The sequence below is a fragment of the Edaphobacter paludis genome, assembly GCF_039993895.1.
Taxonomy (GTDB): Bacteria; Acidobacteriota; Terriglobia; order Terriglobales; family Acidobacteriaceae; genus Edaphobacter; species Edaphobacter paludis.
Genome location: NZ_CP121194.1, coordinates 2,293,080 through 2,312,830, shown reverse-complemented (window position 1 = coordinate 2,312,830; position 19,751 = coordinate 2,293,080). Strand labels below are relative to the sequence as shown.

13 protein-coding genes are annotated in these 19,751 nt (G+C 56.3%); 6 read left to right on the top strand and 7 right to left on the bottom strand.

The genetic code is table 11. From position 1 onward, the window contains the following. Positions 1 to 3 precede the first annotated feature (3 nt). Positions 4 to 1,140 (bottom strand): recombinase A, encoded by a 1,137-nt coding sequence (locus P4G45_RS09570; protein ID WP_348266254.1) that lies wholly within the window; start codon positions 1,138 to 1,140, stop codon positions 4 to 6. Positions 1,141 to 1,371: 231 nt separating this feature from the next. Between P4G45_RS09570 and P4G45_RS09565 the strand changes: the two genes are divergently transcribed. From P4G45_RS09565 to P4G45_RS09555, 3 genes are all read left to right on the top strand, one after another. Further along, a complete protein-coding gene (locus tag P4G45_RS09565) occupies positions 1,372 to 1,800 on the top strand; it encodes a hypothetical protein (protein ID WP_348266253.1) in 429 nt (142 codons plus the stop codon). A gap of 298 nt (positions 1,801 to 2,098) precedes the next feature. Further along, positions 2,099 to 2,629 (top strand): hypothetical protein, encoded by a 531-nt coding sequence (locus P4G45_RS09560; protein ID WP_348266252.1) that lies wholly within the window; start codon positions 2,099 to 2,101, stop codon positions 2,627 to 2,629. A 130-nt stretch (positions 2,630 to 2,759) separates the two neighbouring features. Continuing rightward, positions 2,760 to 3,455 carry an SOS response-associated peptidase gene (locus P4G45_RS09555; RefSeq protein ID WP_348266251.1) on the top strand — a complete coding sequence of 232 codons (696 nt, stop codon included), beginning with the start codon at positions 2,760 to 2,762 and terminating at the stop codon, positions 3,453 to 3,455. Positions 3,456 to 3,536: 81 nt separating this feature from the next. Here P4G45_RS09555 and P4G45_RS09550 read toward each other — a convergent pair whose 3' ends face one another. Continuing rightward, positions 3,537 to 5,120 (bottom strand): ParB/RepB/Spo0J family partition protein, encoded by a 1,584-nt coding sequence (locus tag P4G45_RS09550; RefSeq protein ID WP_348266250.1) that lies wholly within the window; start codon positions 5,118 to 5,120, stop codon positions 3,537 to 3,539. Between the two features lie 81 nt (positions 5,121 to 5,201). Then, positions 5,202 to 6,113 (bottom strand): ArdC family protein, encoded by a 912-nt coding sequence (locus P4G45_RS09545; protein ID WP_348266249.1) that lies wholly within the window; start codon positions 6,111 to 6,113, stop codon positions 5,202 to 5,204. Between the two features lie 411 nt (positions 6,114 to 6,524). Between P4G45_RS09545 and P4G45_RS09540 the strand changes: the two genes are divergently transcribed. The 3 genes from P4G45_RS09540 to P4G45_RS09530 all read left to right on the top strand — a co-directional run bounded on the left by P4G45_RS09540 (position 6,525) and on the right by P4G45_RS09530 (position 9,250). Further along, positions 6,525 to 7,334, top strand: a complete 810-nt coding sequence (locus P4G45_RS09540) for a hypothetical protein (protein ID WP_348266248.1) — start codon at positions 6,525 to 6,527, stop codon at positions 7,332 to 7,334. Continuing rightward, positions 7,303 to 8,373 carry an XRE family transcriptional regulator gene (locus P4G45_RS09535; RefSeq protein WP_348266247.1) on the top strand — a complete coding sequence of 357 codons (1,071 nt, stop codon included), beginning with the start codon at positions 7,303 to 7,305 and terminating at the stop codon, positions 8,371 to 8,373. The genes P4G45_RS09540 and P4G45_RS09535 overlap by 32 nt, the downstream gene beginning before the upstream one ends. Positions 8,374 to 8,440: 67 nt before the next feature. Next, on the top strand, positions 8,441 to 9,250 hold the full coding sequence (locus P4G45_RS09530) for a hypothetical protein (protein ID WP_348266246.1): 810 nt from the start codon (positions 8,441 to 8,443) through the stop codon (positions 9,248 to 9,250). Between the two features lie 8 nt (positions 9,251 to 9,258). Here P4G45_RS09530 and P4G45_RS09525 read toward each other — a convergent pair whose 3' ends face one another. The 4 genes from P4G45_RS09525 to mobF all read right to left on the bottom strand — a co-directional run bounded on the left by P4G45_RS09525 (position 9,259) and on the right by mobF (position 19,748). Continuing rightward, positions 9,259 to 9,873, bottom strand: a complete 615-nt coding sequence (locus tag P4G45_RS09525; protein ID WP_348266245.1) for a hypothetical protein — start codon at positions 9,871 to 9,873, stop codon at positions 9,259 to 9,261. 2 nt (positions 9,874 to 9,875) lie between these two features. Beyond that, a complete protein-coding gene (locus tag P4G45_RS09520; RefSeq protein WP_348266244.1) occupies positions 9,876 to 13,118 on the bottom strand; it encodes an Eco57I restriction-modification methylase domain-containing protein in 3,243 nt (1,080 codons plus the stop codon). Next, on the bottom strand, positions 13,108 to 16,473 hold the full coding sequence (locus P4G45_RS09515; protein WP_348266243.1) for a helicase-related protein: 3,366 nt from the start codon (positions 16,471 to 16,473) through the stop codon (positions 13,108 to 13,110). Before P4G45_RS09515 ends, P4G45_RS09520 begins: the two co-directional genes overlap by 11 nt. 146 nt (positions 16,474 to 16,619) lie before the next feature. Then, the gene (mobF, locus tag P4G45_RS09510; protein WP_348266242.1) at positions 16,620 to 19,748 is read right to left on the bottom strand and encodes a MobF family relaxase; all 3,129 of its coding nucleotides are present in this window, start codon (positions 19,746 to 19,748) and stop codon (positions 16,620 to 16,622) included. Positions 19,749 to 19,751 lie beyond the last annotated feature (3 nt).

Genomic DNA, 19,751 nt, shown 5'->3' with positions numbered 1-19,751 from the left:
CCGCTACCTCCCCGCCGCACGCATCCACGGAGCTGTCGAATTCCATTCGACAGCTCGGCCCGGTGCTTTCTTGCCGTAAGGATTTGCCACCCGCTGGCGGACGACTTCGGTTGCGTAGGTCATCCTGTCGAAGACATGGATTGATTCGCTTGGAGCCAAGTGCGGTGAGCAGTCGAGTACGCATTTCGCGCTCGATCTGGCGCATGGTTCCTGAGTCAGGAGTAGCAGGATCGCGTCGCCTTCCTGCGCGGCGCGGCTGAACCGATACCAGGTTGCCGACGGGATACGAAGAGCTTGCTCCGGGGAGACTGAGGCAAGGTCAAGTACCACGACTCGGAAACCTCCCGCTTGGAGAATCTGGTCTGCTGTACGAAGAGCCTTGTCCAACTTGCTCCACGGCTTTGCATCACGCCTCAGCCCGCCTTGTACTGCTGCGGGCGACTTGGCACGTTCGCGGGCCTCATCCGCAGTTCTCCGGTCGATTTGCCGTAACGGGTCGGACGCATCAGCACGGCGGGCGTTGAAATGCTCGTAGGCGACCTGCTCTGCTGGGGCGGCTGCGAGGCTAAGTCTTTGGTTGGGATAGCCTGGGGTTCCTTCCATTTTCTTGAGCCGCGTCTCGGCTTTCTGAACAAGCATCTTCTCCAACGCCCGGTCGATACCCTTCGTTTCGGCGCGTGGGTGGCGAATGCCGTGGTGCTGCGTTGATCTATCCACACCATCATTCGGGCTAGGCGTGCCGACTCTCCCGGTCGGGCCGGGTTGGGTGGGGGGCGGAGCTTGCTCCTGTATCTCGGAAAAACGCACCCAGAGAAGGTTCTTGAGTCGCACTCCAGCGGCGGCGGCACTTCTTGCGTCGAGGCTGTCGCTCACGTCGATGTAGGCGCAGGCCGAATCGACTGTCGCTTCACTTAGGACTGACAGAGCCAGCGATGTTCGTCCGGCTGAGGCGGGACCGGTAAACTCGCAGATGCCACCGATAGGCAAACCGCCACCCAACAGGGTATTTACGGCTTCATTCCGAATCGGGAGAAGCCGTGCTATTTGGACGGCCTGGGGCGATAAGGCGGCGGGAATCCGCGACGCGAGGCTGCTCTCGATTTCCTGCCTCAACGCCGCACTTCGGGACTGAATCGCCATTTCGTTTTCGCCTTTTGTTCTCTGCTGCAGCCCCAGAATACTCCCTGCTCTGGGGCGCAAGTCAATGTTGCACCGCGATTGGTGCAGCCATTGCAGAAGGCAAACGAGGATTTACAAACAGGTGCCTTCAGGAAGCCGACGAAGAAATGAGAACTACTATTTTTCCCATTTGGCACCGCTTCGATTCGGCTCAATGATAGCCGAGGTTATCCTAAGGCATAGGAGCATGAAATGAGCCTTCGCTACGTGAATGCATTTGCCCCCGAACTGCCCTACACGCTTCGGGAACAAGTGATTGATTACGCAAGGTCTGTTGAGGCGGCTTCGCAGGAGATTTTTAAGGAAGCCGAGGTCAAGCTTACAGACGAGCTTCGCGATCAACTCGCGCTCGTAGCAGCCGTGCGCAAGCTGCACTCAATCTGTTCGTCAAGCTATTGGCTGCTCTACAACTCAACGAGGCTGTTGGGGAACGATGTAAGCGGCGTTCGGGTCGGAGGAACCACTTTCACACCCGAGAGTGTACAGTTTCGTCAATTAGGGACGCTTCTCCGCGATTTGGAAGTACTTTTGAACGACCAAGGCCTTAACGTCGAACTCCTTCGTCAGCCGTATCCTCAAATTTTGCACTTCTTGGCAAATGAACGCAGACCAGATCAGTAGTGCAATCCGACAATTCGCGAGACAGCATCGAACGGCACTCGATTTCCTGAATGCACGGCAAACCCAACTTCTTGAGGTTGGGGCGATGGTTGGGGTGGTCCAACATTACCGTGCCTATGGATACAAGACTTCTATTCGGAATCCTACGGGTACGCAAGAGTTCCGAGTAAAGCTAAGTACCAGGGGACACCCTGCGGACTACTCGCACGTGGTCTGTGAACGCGGGGCATCGGTTTTCGAATTGCATTCCAATCTCAGCGTGCTTGGCGGTCGGGACTCTGGGATCTATTGTGTCGACGTGGCGATTGTGAACCCTGGCGTAGTTCCAACAGTGAAAAGCAAGAAGGGATCAGACACACTGAAAAACAGTGAATTGATCAGTTTTGCCGAGGCCAAGAAGCTCGTAATCTATCCGATGCTCTTGGCTCAATTTGTCGGGATCGTTCACGAGATAAAACCAAAGTTCCTCAGGAAGAATAAGAAATATTGCCTCGGCGATGACCATCTGCATCCGGCGCTAATTGCCCTCGGCAACCTGACTCCGAACGCGAAGGATATCTTGCGCAGTTTCAATCGTCGCAAATACAAGATTGTGGTTGCAGAAAACTTCGACATCCGCCTCTCGGCGGCAGCAAGAGCAATCGACACATCCCCGTTCGTTGGAACCATCTCGGAATTACTCCGAAGCGCCGCTAACATGAAAGTATCCGCTGCTGACGGTACCGATACCAGCGAAGACGACTTTGAGGATTCTTCGGAGAGCACCGCAGCTGCGGCAGTTGTGCCGCCACTCGGTAGGGTACTCTCGGAGGATGAAATCCCATTCTGAAGCTGTAACGGACACCCCTTACCGAAAGAAAAACCACGGGCAGCTTATGAAGCGCTCGCGAGCAGATGCGGCCTCATAAATCGGGTTGTGGGAAGTAATACCCTTATAGAATCGTGGCGAGGTCAGCTCGATGTGTGGACGCTACGTTCGACGGGCAACGAAAAAGGCGATAGCCGACTGGTTCGGCGTCGATCCCGAACACCTGCCGGAGTTCGGCCCGAGTTTCAATATTGCGCCGCAGACATTTCAGCCCGTGGTGCGATTCTCGCCGGAGTCGGGCGAGAGGGAGATTGTCTTGATGCGGTGGGGACTCGTGCCCTTCTGGGCGCGGGATGCGCGAGACGGAGTGAAGCGCATCAATGCTCGCGCAGAGAGCATTGTCACCACCGCATCCTTCCGCGAAGCGATCAAGAAGCGGCGATGCCTGGTGCCTGCCGATGCGTTCTACGAATGGCAGAAGATCGGCGCGAAGACCAAGCAAGCTTTCGCCATCGGGATGCTCGATGGAAGTCAGTACGGCTTTGCTGGCCTCTGGGAGAGTTGGAAGGAAGAGAACGGGACGCTGCTGGAGACGTTCACTATCATCACGACGGACCCGAACGAAGTCATGGAGCCGCTGCATGACCGGATGCCGGTGATTATTGAGCCGAAGGATTACGACCGCTGGCTCCAGCCGGCGGAAGCTGAGGCTCTGCCGCTCGATCTGCTGAGGCCTTTTCCTGCCGAGAGGATGCGGGCATGGAAGGCGAACTCGCGTGTGGGCAACGTGCGGAATGATGAGGAAAGTTTGCTCGTCTGTGACGACGCGCCTACCCTCTGGGGATAGCGCGGCACTCGGCCCTGACGTTGCTCTGAGGGAGCATGAGAAAACGCGCGGGGCTTGGGAGCAAACCCCGCGCGGTCGTACCTATGCTGCCTTCTTCGCTTTGACCGCTGGTTTGGCCTCGACCTTCTGAGGCTGCTTTGCCTTCTCCCTTGCCGTAAACTCCTGCTTCACCTTGAGGGCGATGGAATCGGTGTTCACGTTGTACGTCAGGGCTGCGGCCTTGAGCACCTTGCCACCGTCCGACTGCGAGCGTGCGGCAAGCAGGATGACAATCTCAATCGCCAAGCGGTTCAGTTCGCCCTCGTCGGCTTTGCGAATGAAGGCCGTGAGCAGCTTGCCAACGGATTGCCCTTCGCTTGGACGGATGCCGCGATTCCGAGCGACCATCACCAATCGAACTTCGTCCAGCAAGGGCAAAAGGTTCTCTGCCATAAAGAGCAGGTCACGCTTCATCAAGCGAACGGGGACGGAAGCAACGATGGTCTGTAGCACCCGTAATCCCGTTGCTTTCGCGAGTGCTTCCTCGCGGCGTTGCTTCTCCTGCTCCGCTTTGGCCGCGGCACTGGGTTTGCTGGGCTGCTTCTTGGGGTTGTGTATGGGGCAATCGGAATTGGCGCAGACCTTGCGGACTACACCCTTCTCGCTCCCATAGGTGACGACGGCCTCGGTGGTAAAACGGCAGGTCTTATACTCTGGCCGCTTTGCCTTCTCCGGCGTGTCCGGCTTCTGCGCTTCAATCTCGACGTACTTGTTGCGGGGAATGGCCGCGCTGCCTTCCGGTAGGTTGCCGTAGCTGGTGCTGATCTGGACTAGCTTGGGCTTGCTGGCGATGAGGGCTTGCACCTGCGCCTCAACTTTGGCCGCATAGCAGGTTGGGTCGGTGCAAGCGTCCTGCTGCACGTCGGCAAACAAAAGCCTGTTGTGGCCTGTCCGCTTGGGGCATTCGAGACAGCTTCCGGCTGCGGGAACGAGCTGGGCATCGCGCTTGCTGAACGGTGCCAACTTCAAGAGAAGCATGAGCTGGTGTTCTATCCAATGCTGAAGGTGGCGAACGGGTAGCAGGATGCGCTTGGGCTTGTTGCCCGCGCCCGCCCACTCCTCGCGGAAACACTCCGAGAGGGCTTTCTCCTGCTGGTCGGGCTGGAGCTTGGCAAGCAAGAGAGCGTGTCCGATGCCGATTTCCTCGGCATAGAAAGCCTCCACTACCGGGGCGGTAAGCTCCGTGAGCCGGATGCGCTGTGCGACATAGGCCGGAGACTTTCCAACCTTTGCTGCAATCTGCTCGATACTGTATTTCGGTTCTTCAAGGTTGAGCAACGCGCAAAAACCCTGCGCTTCCTGCAATGGATGTACGTCGCGTCTTTGCAGATTTTCAATAAGCTGCGCCTCCAACGCCTCCGCATCGGTAAGGTTCTTGATGCGAACGGGGACTGTTGCCGCTTCTGCGATTTGGGCGGCACGGAAGCGTCTTGCTCCGAAGACAACCTCGAAGCCCTGCTCGGTGATAGGCCGGACAAGCAAGGGCGATAGTACGCCTTGGGTGCGGATGCTCTCGGCCAGTTCCTTCAAGGAATCGTCCTCAAAGGTACGGCGTGGGTTGGTCTTGGATTCAGTAAGTAAAGACAGGGGAAGGTCGCGGTACTCGTTCGTCGTTTGGGTGTTCATGGCTGTACTCCTTGGGGGGGTGGCACTGCATCGGTGTTTTGTAGCGGACGCGCTCTCCTTCCGCTCCGGGACGGGAAAGGGTTACGCCACCTTCGCCAGTTCTGCATCGGGCATCTCCGCCTCTGCTGCTGTCGGGGGCTGCAACGCGGCAAGGATGACACCGGAGGTTTGCTGGATAACCTCCAAGCTCTCGGCCAAGAGCGAGGCGTTACCGTGGTACAGGTGGATGTAGTCGGCGGATGCCGAACCTGTCTCCAAGCCAACTGCCTTCCCAATCACAAAGGCGATAGCTTCGGCTTCTGTCTCCCGCACTACCTTCGTGGTGGCGGTGCGACGCTCCGACTTGTGCAGCATTTCGTGTCCGAGTTCGTGGACGAGGGTCGAAAACTCCTCGGCCTCGGACTGACCGGGAAGAATAGCGATCTTGCCGCCGTAGCTCATTCCCAACGCGGGTGCAATCTTCTCGGTGAAGACAAGCTCGATACCCTGTGCCTTGATGAAGGAAACGAGACGGTCGCGGTTGTCGCCTACGGTGCCGCGCATCTCCCTCATGCTCGGTAACTCCGCGCCTTCGGTCTGCGTGACATCGAAGACGTAGGCATTCCGAAAGCCGACAAGGACGCGGGTGTTCTGCTTGGTGATGTCCCGTTCGGCTTCCTCGTCTCTCTTCCGCTTGATACCGACGATGGGAGCGAGAATCCGAATTCCTTTCTCTCCCTTCTTCACCTTTCGGCCTAACTGGTTCCACGCATACAGGCCAGCAACGCGGGTTGCGGTGGGCTTCTGCCTTGCGATCTCCAAGATGTTCCCGAAAGAGTAGTTGTGAAAACGGCTCATGGCATCGAGATAGGCCGTAAGCGCATCGCTGTGTCCGGCCTCTAGCTGCTCGATGAGGCTCTTCACATTGGCGGCGATGATCTCTTTGGCTGTCTGCCGTTGCTGCGGCTGTTTGGGGTTTTCGCTGATGGGGGTAACAGTGCTGTTGGTGTTCATGGGTGCTTCCTCCTTGGGTTCTGGCTCTTGCACGTCCGCGTTGAAACGCGGCATGTACATGCCGAACGCCACCTGGCGAAGGCGGGGGGTAGCAACTGCAAGGGGAGCGGGTATCTCCCACCCGTAGGGCGCGGTTTTATCGCGTGATTTTTCGCAGAAAAATTATGGGGAAACCCCTTGCGGGCGCGAGCCGGGGCAGAGCCCCCTTAGCGGCTTTTGCGGTTGCTTGTTTCTGCCGGAGGGCCGTTGCGGGGAGGGTGGACCGCCCCGCTGGAGGAGGGTGGCGAAGGACGGTAAGCGTCCGAAGACAGGGAGGATTACTTCCTCCCCACGAGAGCGGAATTGTGAAGGTCGTGGAAAGTTGGAAGAAAGTTTGAGAATTTCTGTCCAATATGATAAAAACATACCTGTATGCAAAAACTCTCGTTGATCTCGCTGGAGCCAGACCCATTACCGTCGTTCTCGGAGGTTATGGGCGAGGTCGAATCGTTAATGCGACTACTGTATGAATCACTAGATGTTGGGGCGACGGTGTGCCGCAAATACTACGAGCAAAACTGTGATGGGGAAAGTCCTGAGCCGCACCTTCGGGAGATGATCGTGCGCGATCAGGCGAAGCGGTATCTCGCAAAAAATGGGCTGCGGGTTACGGAGTTGAAAGAGCGCAGATTTCGTCTTGCCGCAGAGCCGCTTATCAGTCTGCTTGTTCACTACAGGGGTTTTGCGTTCCGAGTTCTGAAAGGAAAGAAGGGCGTAGCGCCGGGATGCGGTACGTCTACTCGCAGGAGAGAGTTTTACAATCAGGCGTCTGTCCGTTACCTCGGAGACGATGGTAAGCCTGCGGGTTCTAAGACGAACCTCTTAGTCCTCTGGGATTTCAGTCCGGGATTTGGAATCGCAAATGTGTGGCTTGCGTGTCCGCAAGTCGCGGGCGCACGTTCTCAGGACGTAGTTCTTGCTTGGCAAGAGCCCGTAACGAATCCGATTTTGCAGCCGGTCGCTTCGCAGCGTACACCCGCTTCTGCCGCACAGGCTGAAACATTGGCAGACCAAGAGATCGAAGCACTCCTGGTTGGAGGCGATGGCCCCGTAGCAACCGAGAGCGATGATTCAAGTCAACTAGATCGGGACGTTCCTATGGACGGAGAGACCCCAACAGTTTCGGCAACACATTCGGAAGAAGAGGCAGATGATAGGCAGTCGGATAAAGTTGGCGCGTGAGATTGCCGGATTAACTCAGACAGAACTTGCAGAACGGATTGGCACAACACAGTCAGGAATCGCTTCGATGGAAGCCAATCTCTATCGGCCATCATCGGACTATCTCAAAATCCTGGCTAAGCAGACGGGGTTTGGCCTCGCGTTTTTCGAGCCGACCCACGTTGACGAGTTCCCCTCGGGGGCGCTCCTCTATCGTGCCCGCACCGCACTCTCCAAGTCGGAGCGGCAACATGCTCATGGATTAACGTCAGTTGCCTTTGAACTGGCGGTCTTCTTGGGCGCGAAGTTGAAACAGGTGCCAGTCAATCTTCCGCGACTCAAGGAATCACCTGAAAAGGCCGCTCAGATAACACGAACGGCCCTTGGCATCGCGCCTCACGTCCCAGTGGTAGACCTCATGCAACGAGCAGAGCGCAACGGCGTGTTGATATTGCTGATTCCTCGGGAGATCAGTACGCTCGATGGGTTCGCGACATGGGTTGGGTCACCGTATCCAAGGCCCGTCATTGCGCTCCTCGGGGGTAAGGTCGGCTATCGCGTCAACTTCACGTTAGGCGAGGAAATCGGGCATCTCGTCTTGCACTCTCCTCTAACCGTGTCTGTTGTGGAAGCTGACAATCAAGCGAGGGCTTTTGCTCAGGAGCTGCTCCTCCCAAAGGAAGCCATGCTCGAAGAGATGAGAGGCCCGATAACCCTTACCAATCTTGCGACGCTCAAGCCAAGATGGAACGTGTCGTTGCAAATGTTGATACGTCGGGCCAGCGATCTCAAGTTGATTACGCCAAACCAGTATCGCTATCTGAACCAACAAGTACGCACTAGCGGCTGGACGCAACTTGAGCCGGGTGACGAGAACATCCCTCAGCCAAAGCCGCGCCTTATGAGGAAAATGGCCGAACTTCGATACGGGAATCCGATAGATTTAGCCAAGTTGTCGGGTGAAACGGGCATCCCCCTCCACACTGTTGCCGAACTGCTGGGCGTGGAAGCACCCAAGCGGCGTGGACGCGTCTTGGATTTCAAGCCAAGAGCGCAATAGACGCGATCTGTAAATACACTTTTGCAAGCCGCCACTACACTAGCCTCACAGAGGAAGAGGTACCAATTTGCATCCATTTGGGTTGACCCTATCGATCGATTCGAACCGCGTCGCGGCAATCTGTGAAGAAGAGTGGCAGTCGTTTCTCGAAGACATGGATATTGCTCCTGTCCCCGAACGACAAGATCTGCGCGGCTTCTTCCTGAACTGGGTCGCCGTCTTCCTGCCAGATGCCTTCCCGACCTCGTTGCAGGGGGAGATGTCTGCGTGGATGGCTCCGCGACTCCACACGCGAGATTCCACCTGGGGGTACGTCAGACCGCCTTTGATTGGTTCGACACTCTTTGCATTGACGGGCGACAGTGGTTGGCTGCAAGTCCAGTTCGACAACTTCGCCGATGGCGGTTCGCAGGTGCGTAGCTTTTTCCATCGGTCGCTGGCGCTGGTCGCTCCCCGAATCACGTTTGACTCAGAACTTCTTCGTCGGCTCGATTTTGGAATGAAGCACGTCTACTTCTTCATGGATATTCCGTTGGCCCTCTATGCGGTATCTAAGGGCGATCCGAACGAGAAACTGGAAAGCCTCAAACGATGGCAGACAGGCTTCATGAATTCACCCGAGAAAGAGGCCGTTGCGGGATACCTCAATGGCCGTCTGGTCGCGAATCCTCTTCAGCACTGGATATCGGAGAAGATGTCGTATGTTGCTTTGCGCGTCGCTTGCTTTCCGGTCGCTACACCGGCGATTGCCGGTCTGCCTTTGGGTATAGCTATCTCCCCGGTGTGGGAGAGGATGCAACAGCATCCCCTCTTTTCTTCACACATTAAATTGGTCCGTGAAGCGGTCGATGAGACACCACCGGGGGAAACTTCGTAGCGTTTTGCTTACGAAAGTCGCTCGACATCGGAGAGACGCAAGAGCGCTTCGTTGTGAGAATCGTCAATCGTTACGATCTTCTTGCCTGCCGAAGAGAGTTCGGTGCAATAGTTAAGGGTACGGCTCCCCGGTGCTGCGTGGGGAACGAATATCGTATTTGCAAGATCGCCAACAAAGCGATTGCGCTGTTGGGCGAGCGCCAACGTGATTCTGTTCTGTGTGGGTGGGAATGGCGAGAGAATGAGCAGCCGGCCTTCTTTGAAGGCGGGCTGAAGTTCTGGTTTCAAGCGCATTCCGACGATAGTCCGCGCCGGAACCCAGATGATCGGCTGGCGTCCACGGAGCAGGATTCGCAAGCACTCCCATTCCATGACGGAGTGAAAGCCGCCGATGAGTACCTGGCCTTCGTCTCGCATTCTGGTGATGGCATCGAAGGTCTTGAGAACGATTGAGCCTGGGCATTGGGACGAGCAGAAAAAACCAGTCTTGGAGCGGCTTAGCACATCGATTGAACCCGCAGCCCAAACATGAACATTTGCGTCCAAGTCTTTCATCGTCGTCAACGACGGTGGAAAGGCAGGACGTTCAGGTTGGACGACTATTACTTGCTCTGCGAGGGTCACTTTTAGGCCTCATCTACATCGGCACCCAGACGGAATTTGAAGTCGTAGTTGATGATGAAGTCCAATTCATCGCCAGTCAGACCATAGTGTGCCGCCATCACGCGATCTATTTGGTCGATGATGGGCTTTGACGGACCCGTTGAGAACTCAGCATACGAAATTGAATCATCATCCTTCGTAGTGATGGTCTTGGTCGTTGCATTTCGATTCAAGTCCTCTAGGAGTTTCTTGTTAAGAGCTACCAAGCGAGGATCAGTTAGGGCGGATGGAGGCGTCGGGAAATTAGAGACGAGGGTATCGCTCAGGTGGAAACAGTCGCCGAAGACAATAAAGTACAAGTAGAAGAGGCTACTGTTCAGGATGGCATTCGCGGCATGTGCAGCGTCAGAATCGCGGAAAGATAGGTAGCGACCGTGCGCCGGTGCGCCGGTTTGACCGTTCTTGGAATAGAAAGGAAGTCCGACAGTGGCTTTGATCCAATACTGTGTCGCTTCTTGATAAAAAATGAAGTCGGACGTTTTCTGAGAGGACAGCGACAGGCCAAATGAGCCATTCGTATCTGATTGCAATTTCTCGATGACGTTTCGCGCCTGCGGTGATCCGAGCTTGGCAAAGTGGCGGGTTATTGAATCCTCAACGTTGCCTAATGAGAAGCTGAGAGTGGAAAACAGAGTCGATCTTGCCTCTGAAGGCCAACGTTGATATCGAGACACGACCTCGAACTTCGGACTCCGGTCATCCTTTCGGCAAGTGAACACAACACTCCTGCAATGCTGTAAGCCGTCAAATAGCTTCCCAGGCCGATCATCGAATGGAATGACCGAGATATACGAGGACGATGTTCGGAGTAGAGAACGCACTGTGTTCATTCGAGAAGAACTGGTTAGGGGTAATTGGACAATGAAGCTTACGCGCCCGCCCTCCCGAACGAGATTGATTGCCCGTTCAGTGGTCATGCCGTGGAGATTACCGCACGGCTCTGTCACATACCCAAACAGGCGATACTGCTGCCTTATCGCTGCATATTCTTTCCATGGTGGGTTGCCAATAATGACGTCGAAACCGCCAGCGGACATGATCCTATGGAAGTCGCAGAACCAATGGAAGGGCTTATGCGTCTCTTTCCATTTCTTCATTCCGGTCTTCTTTACGTCGTATTCTCCTGAGAGGTAGTCGTTGAGTTCATTCTCCAAGTCGGAGAACCTACCCCGCAGTTCCATCTTGTCCTCTGCAGTTACGGTGCCGTCAAGTTGAGTTTGTTGCTTGCGGAATACGTCTACCGCAGAGTCTAGTACGAGTGCTCGATCCTGAATCCGAGCCAGAGCAGAACCGAAATCGAGTTTGGCTTCCACCGCCTTCTCTACGTCCTCATAGTGCGTATAACCGATCAACGTATTACCGGCTCGGATGTTGAAGTCAATGTCGGGCAGCGGTTCAATTCGATCTTGCGATTCGACCTGAGCCACTAGCTTCAGAAAGAGCCGCAACTTGCAGATTTCGACTGCCTCTTCCATGATGTCCACGCCGAAGAGGTTGTTGACGATGATGGCCTTGAGGATGAAGTAATCCTGTCTGGGATGTTTCTGCGATTCGGTAATGATGCTCTTGAAGTCCTCAAACTTCTTAGGGTGGTGCGGACCAGCTGCTTCCAGGTCTTCCACAAAGCCGCGCATCCTTTGCAGGCAGGCCTCGTATAGCGGCTTGAGAATATTGAGCGCCGCAAAGAGAAATGCACCAGAGCCACAGGTCGGATCGAGGACTGAGACCTTCTCGATGGCCTTCCAGATGGCACGGAGTAACTCCGGTCCTTCAGAGAACTGGATGGCATCTTGGGCGAACTGGCGGATGTTCAGGTTCAGGGTTACGAGATCGTTGACCTCATGTACCTCGCCAATGGCCAGCTTCGCTTTGACAGCGCGATACCGTTGATGGCGGTCGATCGCCTCGCGCCAAATTTCGGTCGGCAGGGCGTACTCCTCGGGAGCGGTCTTGTTCCACCCTGAACGCCGCGCCACATCATGAACCCCGGCCTCGATGTCGGATGGCAGCGCCAGAGATGCGCCCTTCTTCATCGCGTCATGGATGTACCGGTCTGGATCGTCGCGGAGCAGACGCCAGACGGAACCCTCTGGCGTAAAGGCAACAGCGCAGCCCTTCCGCGCTTCGTCAAGGAGGAACGGAATAATGGTGTTCTGGGAGATGTACTCAGTGATGTCCTCCTTGGTGTAGTACGCGCCCATCTGTTTCTGGTTGATGTACTTCTCGAAGATGTAACCAAGAACATCTGGATTGATCTCGCGGTCGTTATGATCCTCGCGCTCGTCGAGATGCCAGTTGTATTCCTTGAAGAAGTCGAAGAGCTTTTCAAAGGCCTTATCGACGATCACAATCGTCTTGCCGTGCACTTCCTCGATCTGGTGCTTCTGGAATAGGCCTCCATTCAGATAAGGAATCTCGCCGAGCAGCTTGTTCGTGGCGGCTGAACGGTCGGCCTTCTTCCGTGCGAAGCCCTGGAAGAAGAGCGGACTAAGGAACTCGGCATAATAGGCATTGGGCTTTCGGGCGCTACTCTCCGCCAGTTTGTTGCGCAGGTAATCCGGATCGCCGTTTAGAAAACCCTTTTCCTGAATGAAGTAGAGGAACATGAGCCGGTTAATCATCACGGAGGCGTACCAGCTCTCCATCTGTTTGTCGGGTATGCCTTTGATGAAGCCGAGGAAGCTGGCGTGCTCTGTCTTGAACCGCTCGTAGAATTTCTTCGTCACCTTCTCGACATCGAAGGCCTTCAGGCGTCCCGTGACTGTGCCGGTGCGGATGCTCTCTTCTTCCTCAAGAGTGAAGACGAGGTTGTCGAGCTTTTGGAGAAGAAGTTCTCCCGCCTGGCCCGAGGCTGTATGGGAAGAGAAATGGTAGGTGCGGACAGCGGTTGGCTTACCGGTCTCCTTACGAACCCATTGCCATACCTGACGACCCTGCGCCTTATCTGAAAAGACGATCAAATGCTCAAAGTGGTCTTTCGCAATGAGCTTGTCCAGCTTAACCCTGACTGCATAGTCAGGAATGGAGTCAGCTACCAGCACCACGACGCCGCGCTTTTCGGCTACGGCATGGAAGCTGTACTCCACCCCGTCAATCTGTTTGACGAGCTTAGACGAAAACTTGTCCCAGCCAAGCTCTTCGAGGAAGAGCTTGCGGAAATCAAATGCCTTGAGGCACTGGCGAGAGCGTTCACGGTCAATGGGCATTATGTGCTCCGTGCGTCAGGCCGAGTGAGCAGATGATCTGTGCCAACGTCTCGTGCTCTTCGTCGCCCTCAACAATGCTGAGGCGTCCGTCCTCGCGGAGACTGACCGCAAGCTCGGCAAGTGCCTGATCGGTATCTCCAGTCTTCATATGACGATTCAGAATGTCCGTGGCCGAGGAGCGTAGGGGATAGCGGTAGACATCCTCAAGCGTCCGCTGTAACGGCAAAGTGTCGAAGAGCGTCCCCTTGACCTCTTGTGTGTATCGCTTCAGCCGTTCGTAGGTCCGATACCTCGCTCCAGTGGAGCTGCCCAGGCCTCCGCCTACGATCTTCTCCTCCGCAGCGAGCTCTTTAACTGCTCCGTCAACAAGCTCATGGTGATTTGGGAGTCGTGGCACTGCGGGAGTGGTTGGAAGGCACTCAGCCGCCTTGAGTATCTTGTATGGCGAATCGGTCACACGCTGGCCGTTCTCATCAACCCAGGCCATAGAATCTGTGCCACTGGCAGTTCTCAAGTAGACCAAAGCACCTTGCGTCGATGGCTCCGTGCGCTGGTGTTCTTTAGCGGTATAGACCACGTTTGGCATATCCTCAATCGTCTTCTTGAGGGCTGGGTTCGCAGTAATCGCGTCCTGCCAGATTTGATAAGCGTAAGAGACGAGGTCAACCTCGGAGTCGTCTTCTCCGTCAAGCAAGCCTGACTTCTCATGGTAGAGGTCGGTGACGGCCTTGTTGTGTCGGTCGTCATCGAAGAAAGACTCGTCCGTTCCCACGACCTCAGAGTTTGCATGGAGTCGCGCACGAACCTTCGCCCGCAAGCGAATGATGCGCTCGATACCCTCCGCCGGCAAAAAGCTGTAGCAGAGAATCTTGTCCGACTTCTGTCCGATACGGTCAACACGTCCAGCACGTTGAATGAGCCGGATGATCGTCCACGGCAAGTCGTAGTTCACGATGATGAATCCGTCCTGGAGGTTCTGTCCTTCACTGAGGACATCGGTCGCTATCAAGACGCGGAGCTGCTGTTCGGGCGCAATCGTCTTTTTATTGCTCGTCGGGCTAAAGCGGTAGACCAGCTCGGTTAGGTTTTCGGAGTCTCCAGTCGCCGCCGCACTTCCCCTGACTCCTGCCGCCACAAGTTGGCGATTCAGGTATTGAACTGTATCGCTGAACTGGCTGAAAACGAGAATCTTTTCCGTCTTGTGCTTTTTGCTGACGAGGCTGACGAGTGCATCAAGTTTGGAGTCCTTCTTCGGTTCCCAAACAGAGCATCTGTCGAAGATCAACATAAGTGCCTTGGAATCTTGAAGTAGGCCGGTTCCAAGTTGCGGACTAAACAATCCAGGGCGAATCCACTTAAAACGCGACCGAAAAGCGTTTGCATAGAGTGCGTAGACCTCTGCTGCTCGGGCTTTGAACTCGGCGACAGATCGAAGATGTCCCGTTGCACTGGCGATTTCATCGGGCGTGCGAGTAGCCACCGTGTCTTCATCTGACAGCGAAGTGTCCAAGAGGCCGGAATCCTGTGTCCCGATTGGGATATCCAAGCCATTCTCGATTGCGTGAAGGAAAATGAAGTTGCGGAGAATGTGCCGCTCGACGGATAGCAAGAAGCTGTGGCCGCTACTCTCCAATCGCTTGAAGAGATTACTGCGGCAGAATCCCATGAGCCGCGTCCCTGCGGCGGATAGATTTGCGAGGATAGCCGTCTCAGCATTCGTTGCAGCAATCGGCGGTTTAGCAGATACAAAGTTCCCCAAGCCATAACGGGGCAGGCTTAGGCCGTTTACGATATCGACCACGGGAGCGGAATAGAGCCTTGCGTACTCATCGTTCGGGTCTTCGTCATCGACAGTAAACGGGAGCTTCTTCGGGAGCCGATCAGGGAAATAGGAACGGCTCCCATCCTTGAACTCAAGATACCTGCGACCGTTATCCTGATCTGTCTTAGCGTAGTTCGCCTTGATGAAGCCCCGTGTGCGCCGAACCATGTAGAGACGCATGAGGTCGCGCCAGTCGTCGGCATACTGACTTTTCTCGAATGCAGCCAGAGTGTTTGCGCCACACTGGTAGCGCCCTCTGAATTGCGCTCGGTCAACGTCATGCAGGAGACGTTCGGGACCGATCTCAAGCTCCTTCTCCGGGGAAACAAACAAGCGCAGTTGGCTGGCGAGATCGAGATATTCCTTGTTGAATGGCGTAGCTGAAAGCAGGATGCACTTGCTTCCAGACCTCTGGATGTATTCCAGGATGGCCTTGTATGTTTTTCCCTCTCGGTTCCTAAGATTGTGGCTCTCGTCCAAGATGACCAGTCGGTATGCGCGGAGTTCTGGTAACTGCTGGAGAACCTTGGAGTATGAGAGGACCTTGCAAGACGGCACACGATAGTCATGACAATAGTCTTTCCACATATCAGTCAGATTGAGTGGACAGAGGATGAGGGTCTCAAGAAGCAATTCATCGGCAAGAACTCGCGCAAGAGCCGTGGCCATCAAAGTCTTGCCCAAACCCACAACGTCAGCGAGCAAGACACCCCCTCGCTTCTGTACATGGTGCGCGGCTATCTTGACCGCCTTTTCCTGAAACTCGAAAAGCTGGCTTCCGAAGTCCTTTGGAATGCCATAGCGAACGATGCCCTCTCTCGCCTCTTCAGAGAGGTGGTAGGCCATTTTGACGTAAATATGGTGCGGCGGAATCGGCTCCGGACGCGCCCAACTCTGGTCGATGATGTCAGCTATCTCTTTGGAGATGTCCAGGCACCACTTGTCCTCCCAACGGTCATCGAACCACCTCGCCAGTTTTTCGCAGGCATCGTGGTCGGTGATATCGACGTTTAGCTCACCCTGTTTTGAGAGTCCCGCGAAGGTCAGATTGCTGCTCCCAAGAAAACCAATAGCGGGACTGACTGGATCGTGCCTGAAGAGCAAATAGAGCTTTGCGTGAAGGGTATGGCGAAGATGCAGCTTGACCACGACTTTTTTGTCACGAATCTGTGCTGCAAGGCGGCGGAGCCCCACTTCGTCGGCATTCGTCGGAGCGCCGAGGGTGAGTTGTACGCGAAATTGTTCTGCGAGTGCCTTTTTGAGCCGAAGAGCGGTCTGGTTGTCGAGTTCGGCGTCTTGTTTAATGATCCCGTAGGCCTCGGCGATTTCTTGTTGGGGTAGCGTCTGCATCCCAACTAGGAGTCGGCAGCATTCGCCGTCGCCGCCCGTCCAGGTTTCAATGTGCTCGTCGAGTTGTCGCCAACCGCGTAAATTGAAATAACCGACACAAAAATCCGACCGGTGGGAGACCGCTAAGGTCGTCTTGAGCGTCGGCAGCAACTGCTTGTCGATATTGTCGAAAATCCGTGGCATGGCTGACCGATCTGTCCATAAGGCATTGATCCAACGCGAAATACGATTGTATCGAATGCAGCCGAGCCAAGGCGTGTGCGTACCTGAGATCGCACGGTTCATCGTGCGCTTTTAAATTCGTTCTAAAGGCTGAGTAATTAAACCAGCTAAAGACTGATACCGCTGTCGATCGTGTCGTTGGCCCGAGATTGCGTATGTCCCTGGTCCGCGATAGCTGGGGTGACAGAATGCGCTGTCGCCTCTAGCGCCACATCCCGCGAAATCGGTTGGGCTTGCCTATCGTAAAACTGTCCTTGCGGGTCGATGTGCAGCCATCCCCCGGTTTGCTGGTGCTGGTAGCTCTGGATGTCTCCGGTCTCGCGCTTCCACTCGTAGCTGCTGGCTTCATTTGGAAGCGCAGTCTGGATGGGCGCATAGTGGCGGAGGTCGATCTCGGTCTGGACTTGCGCCTTATCGTTTGCCGGGTTCTGAGCTTCGTGCTGGAACTGCCGCCGCTGCTCTTCCTGGGTCTGCTCTCTTGTGTTGGTCATCGTCTGCTCCTTGGGTTGGGGTTGCTGGGTTTGAGCCTCGCCGTTGGGCCTGGAGACTTCTAGGGCGGAGGTTTTGCTGATGTCGGTGCTGAGCCGTTCGGCAAGGGTCGAAACGTCGTTGGTGTAGATTCGCGCGTCCTGAGACGCGCGAGAGACGGAAACATAGGCGAATCGCGTGTTTATGAGTTCCGGGTGCGTTGTGGTGTCCATGTTGACGAGGACACGATCCGTGGTGAGTCCTTGGGAGCTGTGCGACGTGACGGCGTAGCCGTGGTCGAAGTGCCGCATCTGCGATGTATCGAACGTCAGAGTTCGGTCTTTTTCACCGTCCATCCGAACGCTTATGCTGGTGCCTTCAATCCGTTCGAGGGTGCCTAAATCTCGGTTCTTCACGTCCATATCCGGCTTGCTCACCGTGAACTGAATCCGGTCGCCTTCGGAGAACTCGCGGACGATCTCACGGTAGGCTGCGATGCCGTGAAGTCTTTCGGGGTTATAGGTGACGTGCTGGCCGTCCTGCCGTTCCACCGTAAGCAAGTTGTCTTTGGGGTTCGTGGAAACGACGGTGGCATAGGTGCCGCGCTCGATTCCGAGTTCCTTGCTGCCTCGGGTGTAGTAGAGAATGTCGGCTGGCTGGTATAGGGCAGCCCAATTCCGGTCGGCACTGGTCAGCTCCGAACGCTGCGTGAGAACGGTCATCGGGTGATTCTCTTTCGAGAGAGCACCGGAGGTCTGCAACTCCGCGCGGACGGCATCGTTGATGTCGCGGCGGCTGGCGTTGTCGGGCGAGACAATGAGCGTATTCTCGGGCCGCGCAACGTAGTCTTTCGCGATGGCCTCGATCCGCTGCTGGCGGTCGGGGATCTCACTGATGCGCCCCTGCTGCTGGAGAAGCTGAACGCCTGTCGCGGTCTCGTTGCGCGATAGGTGCTCGACGGCGCGGAGAAGTTCCGGGTCTTTCTGACGAACGATCTGGTCAAGCTGGGAGGTACGCATTCCAGCTTCCTGCATCTGCTCGAAGGGCTTTCCGGCGTCTACGCCCTGGTGCTGTCGCGTATCGCCGATAAGCAGTACCCGGTCCTGCGGGCCGATCTTTTCGAGGAAGGATTGCATCTGGCGGGTGCTGGCGAGACTGGATTCGTCGAGCATGTAGAGGTGCCGCGCGTTCGGGTCTCCCGCGTTTCGCTCGACGCCCCCACGCGCAAGGAAGCCTTGCAATGCGTCGGCTGGAATTCCAGCGTCACGGAGTTGGCCGGCTGCGCGACTGGTCGGCGCAAAGCCCTCTACGGCGTAGCCGTTTCGCTCCGCACCCTCCCGGATACTGGATAGAGCAGAGGTCTTGCCTGAACCGGCCAAACCCTGCAGCCCGTGGATTCGGTCTTGCGAGGTAAGCACCTCCTCAATGGCTCTTTGCTGCGCTGGATTCAGAAATTCACGGGAGCGGGCATGAGCTGCGGCATCCTCTTGACGCATGATCGGCTCGGCGGTCTGTCGTCCCTGTTGCATCTGCTTGATGGTCGAAAGCTCCTCGGCAATCGCCTCGCGGGTCGTGAACTGGCGGCCCGTTTCATGTTTCTGGCCGGGAGTGATCTGGAACTCGCCCGAGGTCACTCGCTGCTCGAAGTGCCCGCGCACCTGGCTGTAGGTCAGGTCGCCCATGCCACGCCGGAGCGCGTCGCGCATGATGTCTCGTTCATCGGTGACGGCCTCGCGCTCGAAGTTGCGGCTTTTGGCGAAGGTCACCGCTTCTTGAACTCGTTCCGACGCGGCTGCAAGCGGTGTCCGTTCTATGGTGTTCGGACGATCTCTTGCCTCCTGCACGACTCGATCTGCCTGATTGCCGAACTCTGCGGCGACCTGCCTGTGAGCGGCCAGCACCTCGGACGGAGTGTGAATCTCCTTCTTGTCGCGGGTAGTATGGGCGGCGATCTGTGCGGCCTCTGGCCCCGCAAAGCCACTCTTTTCGAGGTACTCCCGAATCTGCTGGCTGCGGGGGCTGGAGGCGTCAAGGTACTCCTGCGTGTAGCCCTTGATCTCGGGTGCGCCGCTTCTTCCCGGTACGATCTCATAGCCCAACTGGGAGAGCCGGTACATCAACTCAGACTGGTAGACGGCGGTCGCAAACTGCTGGCTGTCGAAGTAGCTTTGGGGCTGGACGGCGCGAGTGGAGCCGTCCGCGCGCTCCGTCATATTGAAGATGACTGCGTGGGTATGGAGCTGGGGCGCGGCATAGCCATCGACCGGACGGGCGGTGTCATGCTCGAACTTGGCGGCAACAAACTTCCCGGTTGTTTCGGCGGCGTGGTTCCCGCCGATTCGTGCCTGGGTGTACCGCTCAAGCTCCGTGAGCGCAGTTGTCACGGCTTGCCGGTGCGCCTCGCGCACCCGGTCATCTCCACCAACAAGGGCGGTCAGCGACACAGACTTTGGGGCTGAGAACGTGGCATCCCAACCGGCCCGATGCTCGACGGGTTTCACTGTGGTTCCATCGGCGGTTGTATACTCCTGGCCGTTACGGTGCCGAACCAACTGCTCGCCGGTGAGGGGATTTTGCCCCTCACTGAGGCGAGCGAAGTGTTGGGCGTCGATGCCCCCGGCAAGGCCGTACTGCTCGGCCAGTCGTCCTTGCCACTCGCCAAGGATGGTATCGCCCTGCTTCCAATAGTTCTGCTCCGCAGACGTGAACTCCTTGGCGTGGTAGGTCTGCGCCTGACCGGAACTGAGCGGTTTGGAAATAGTGAGCATGGG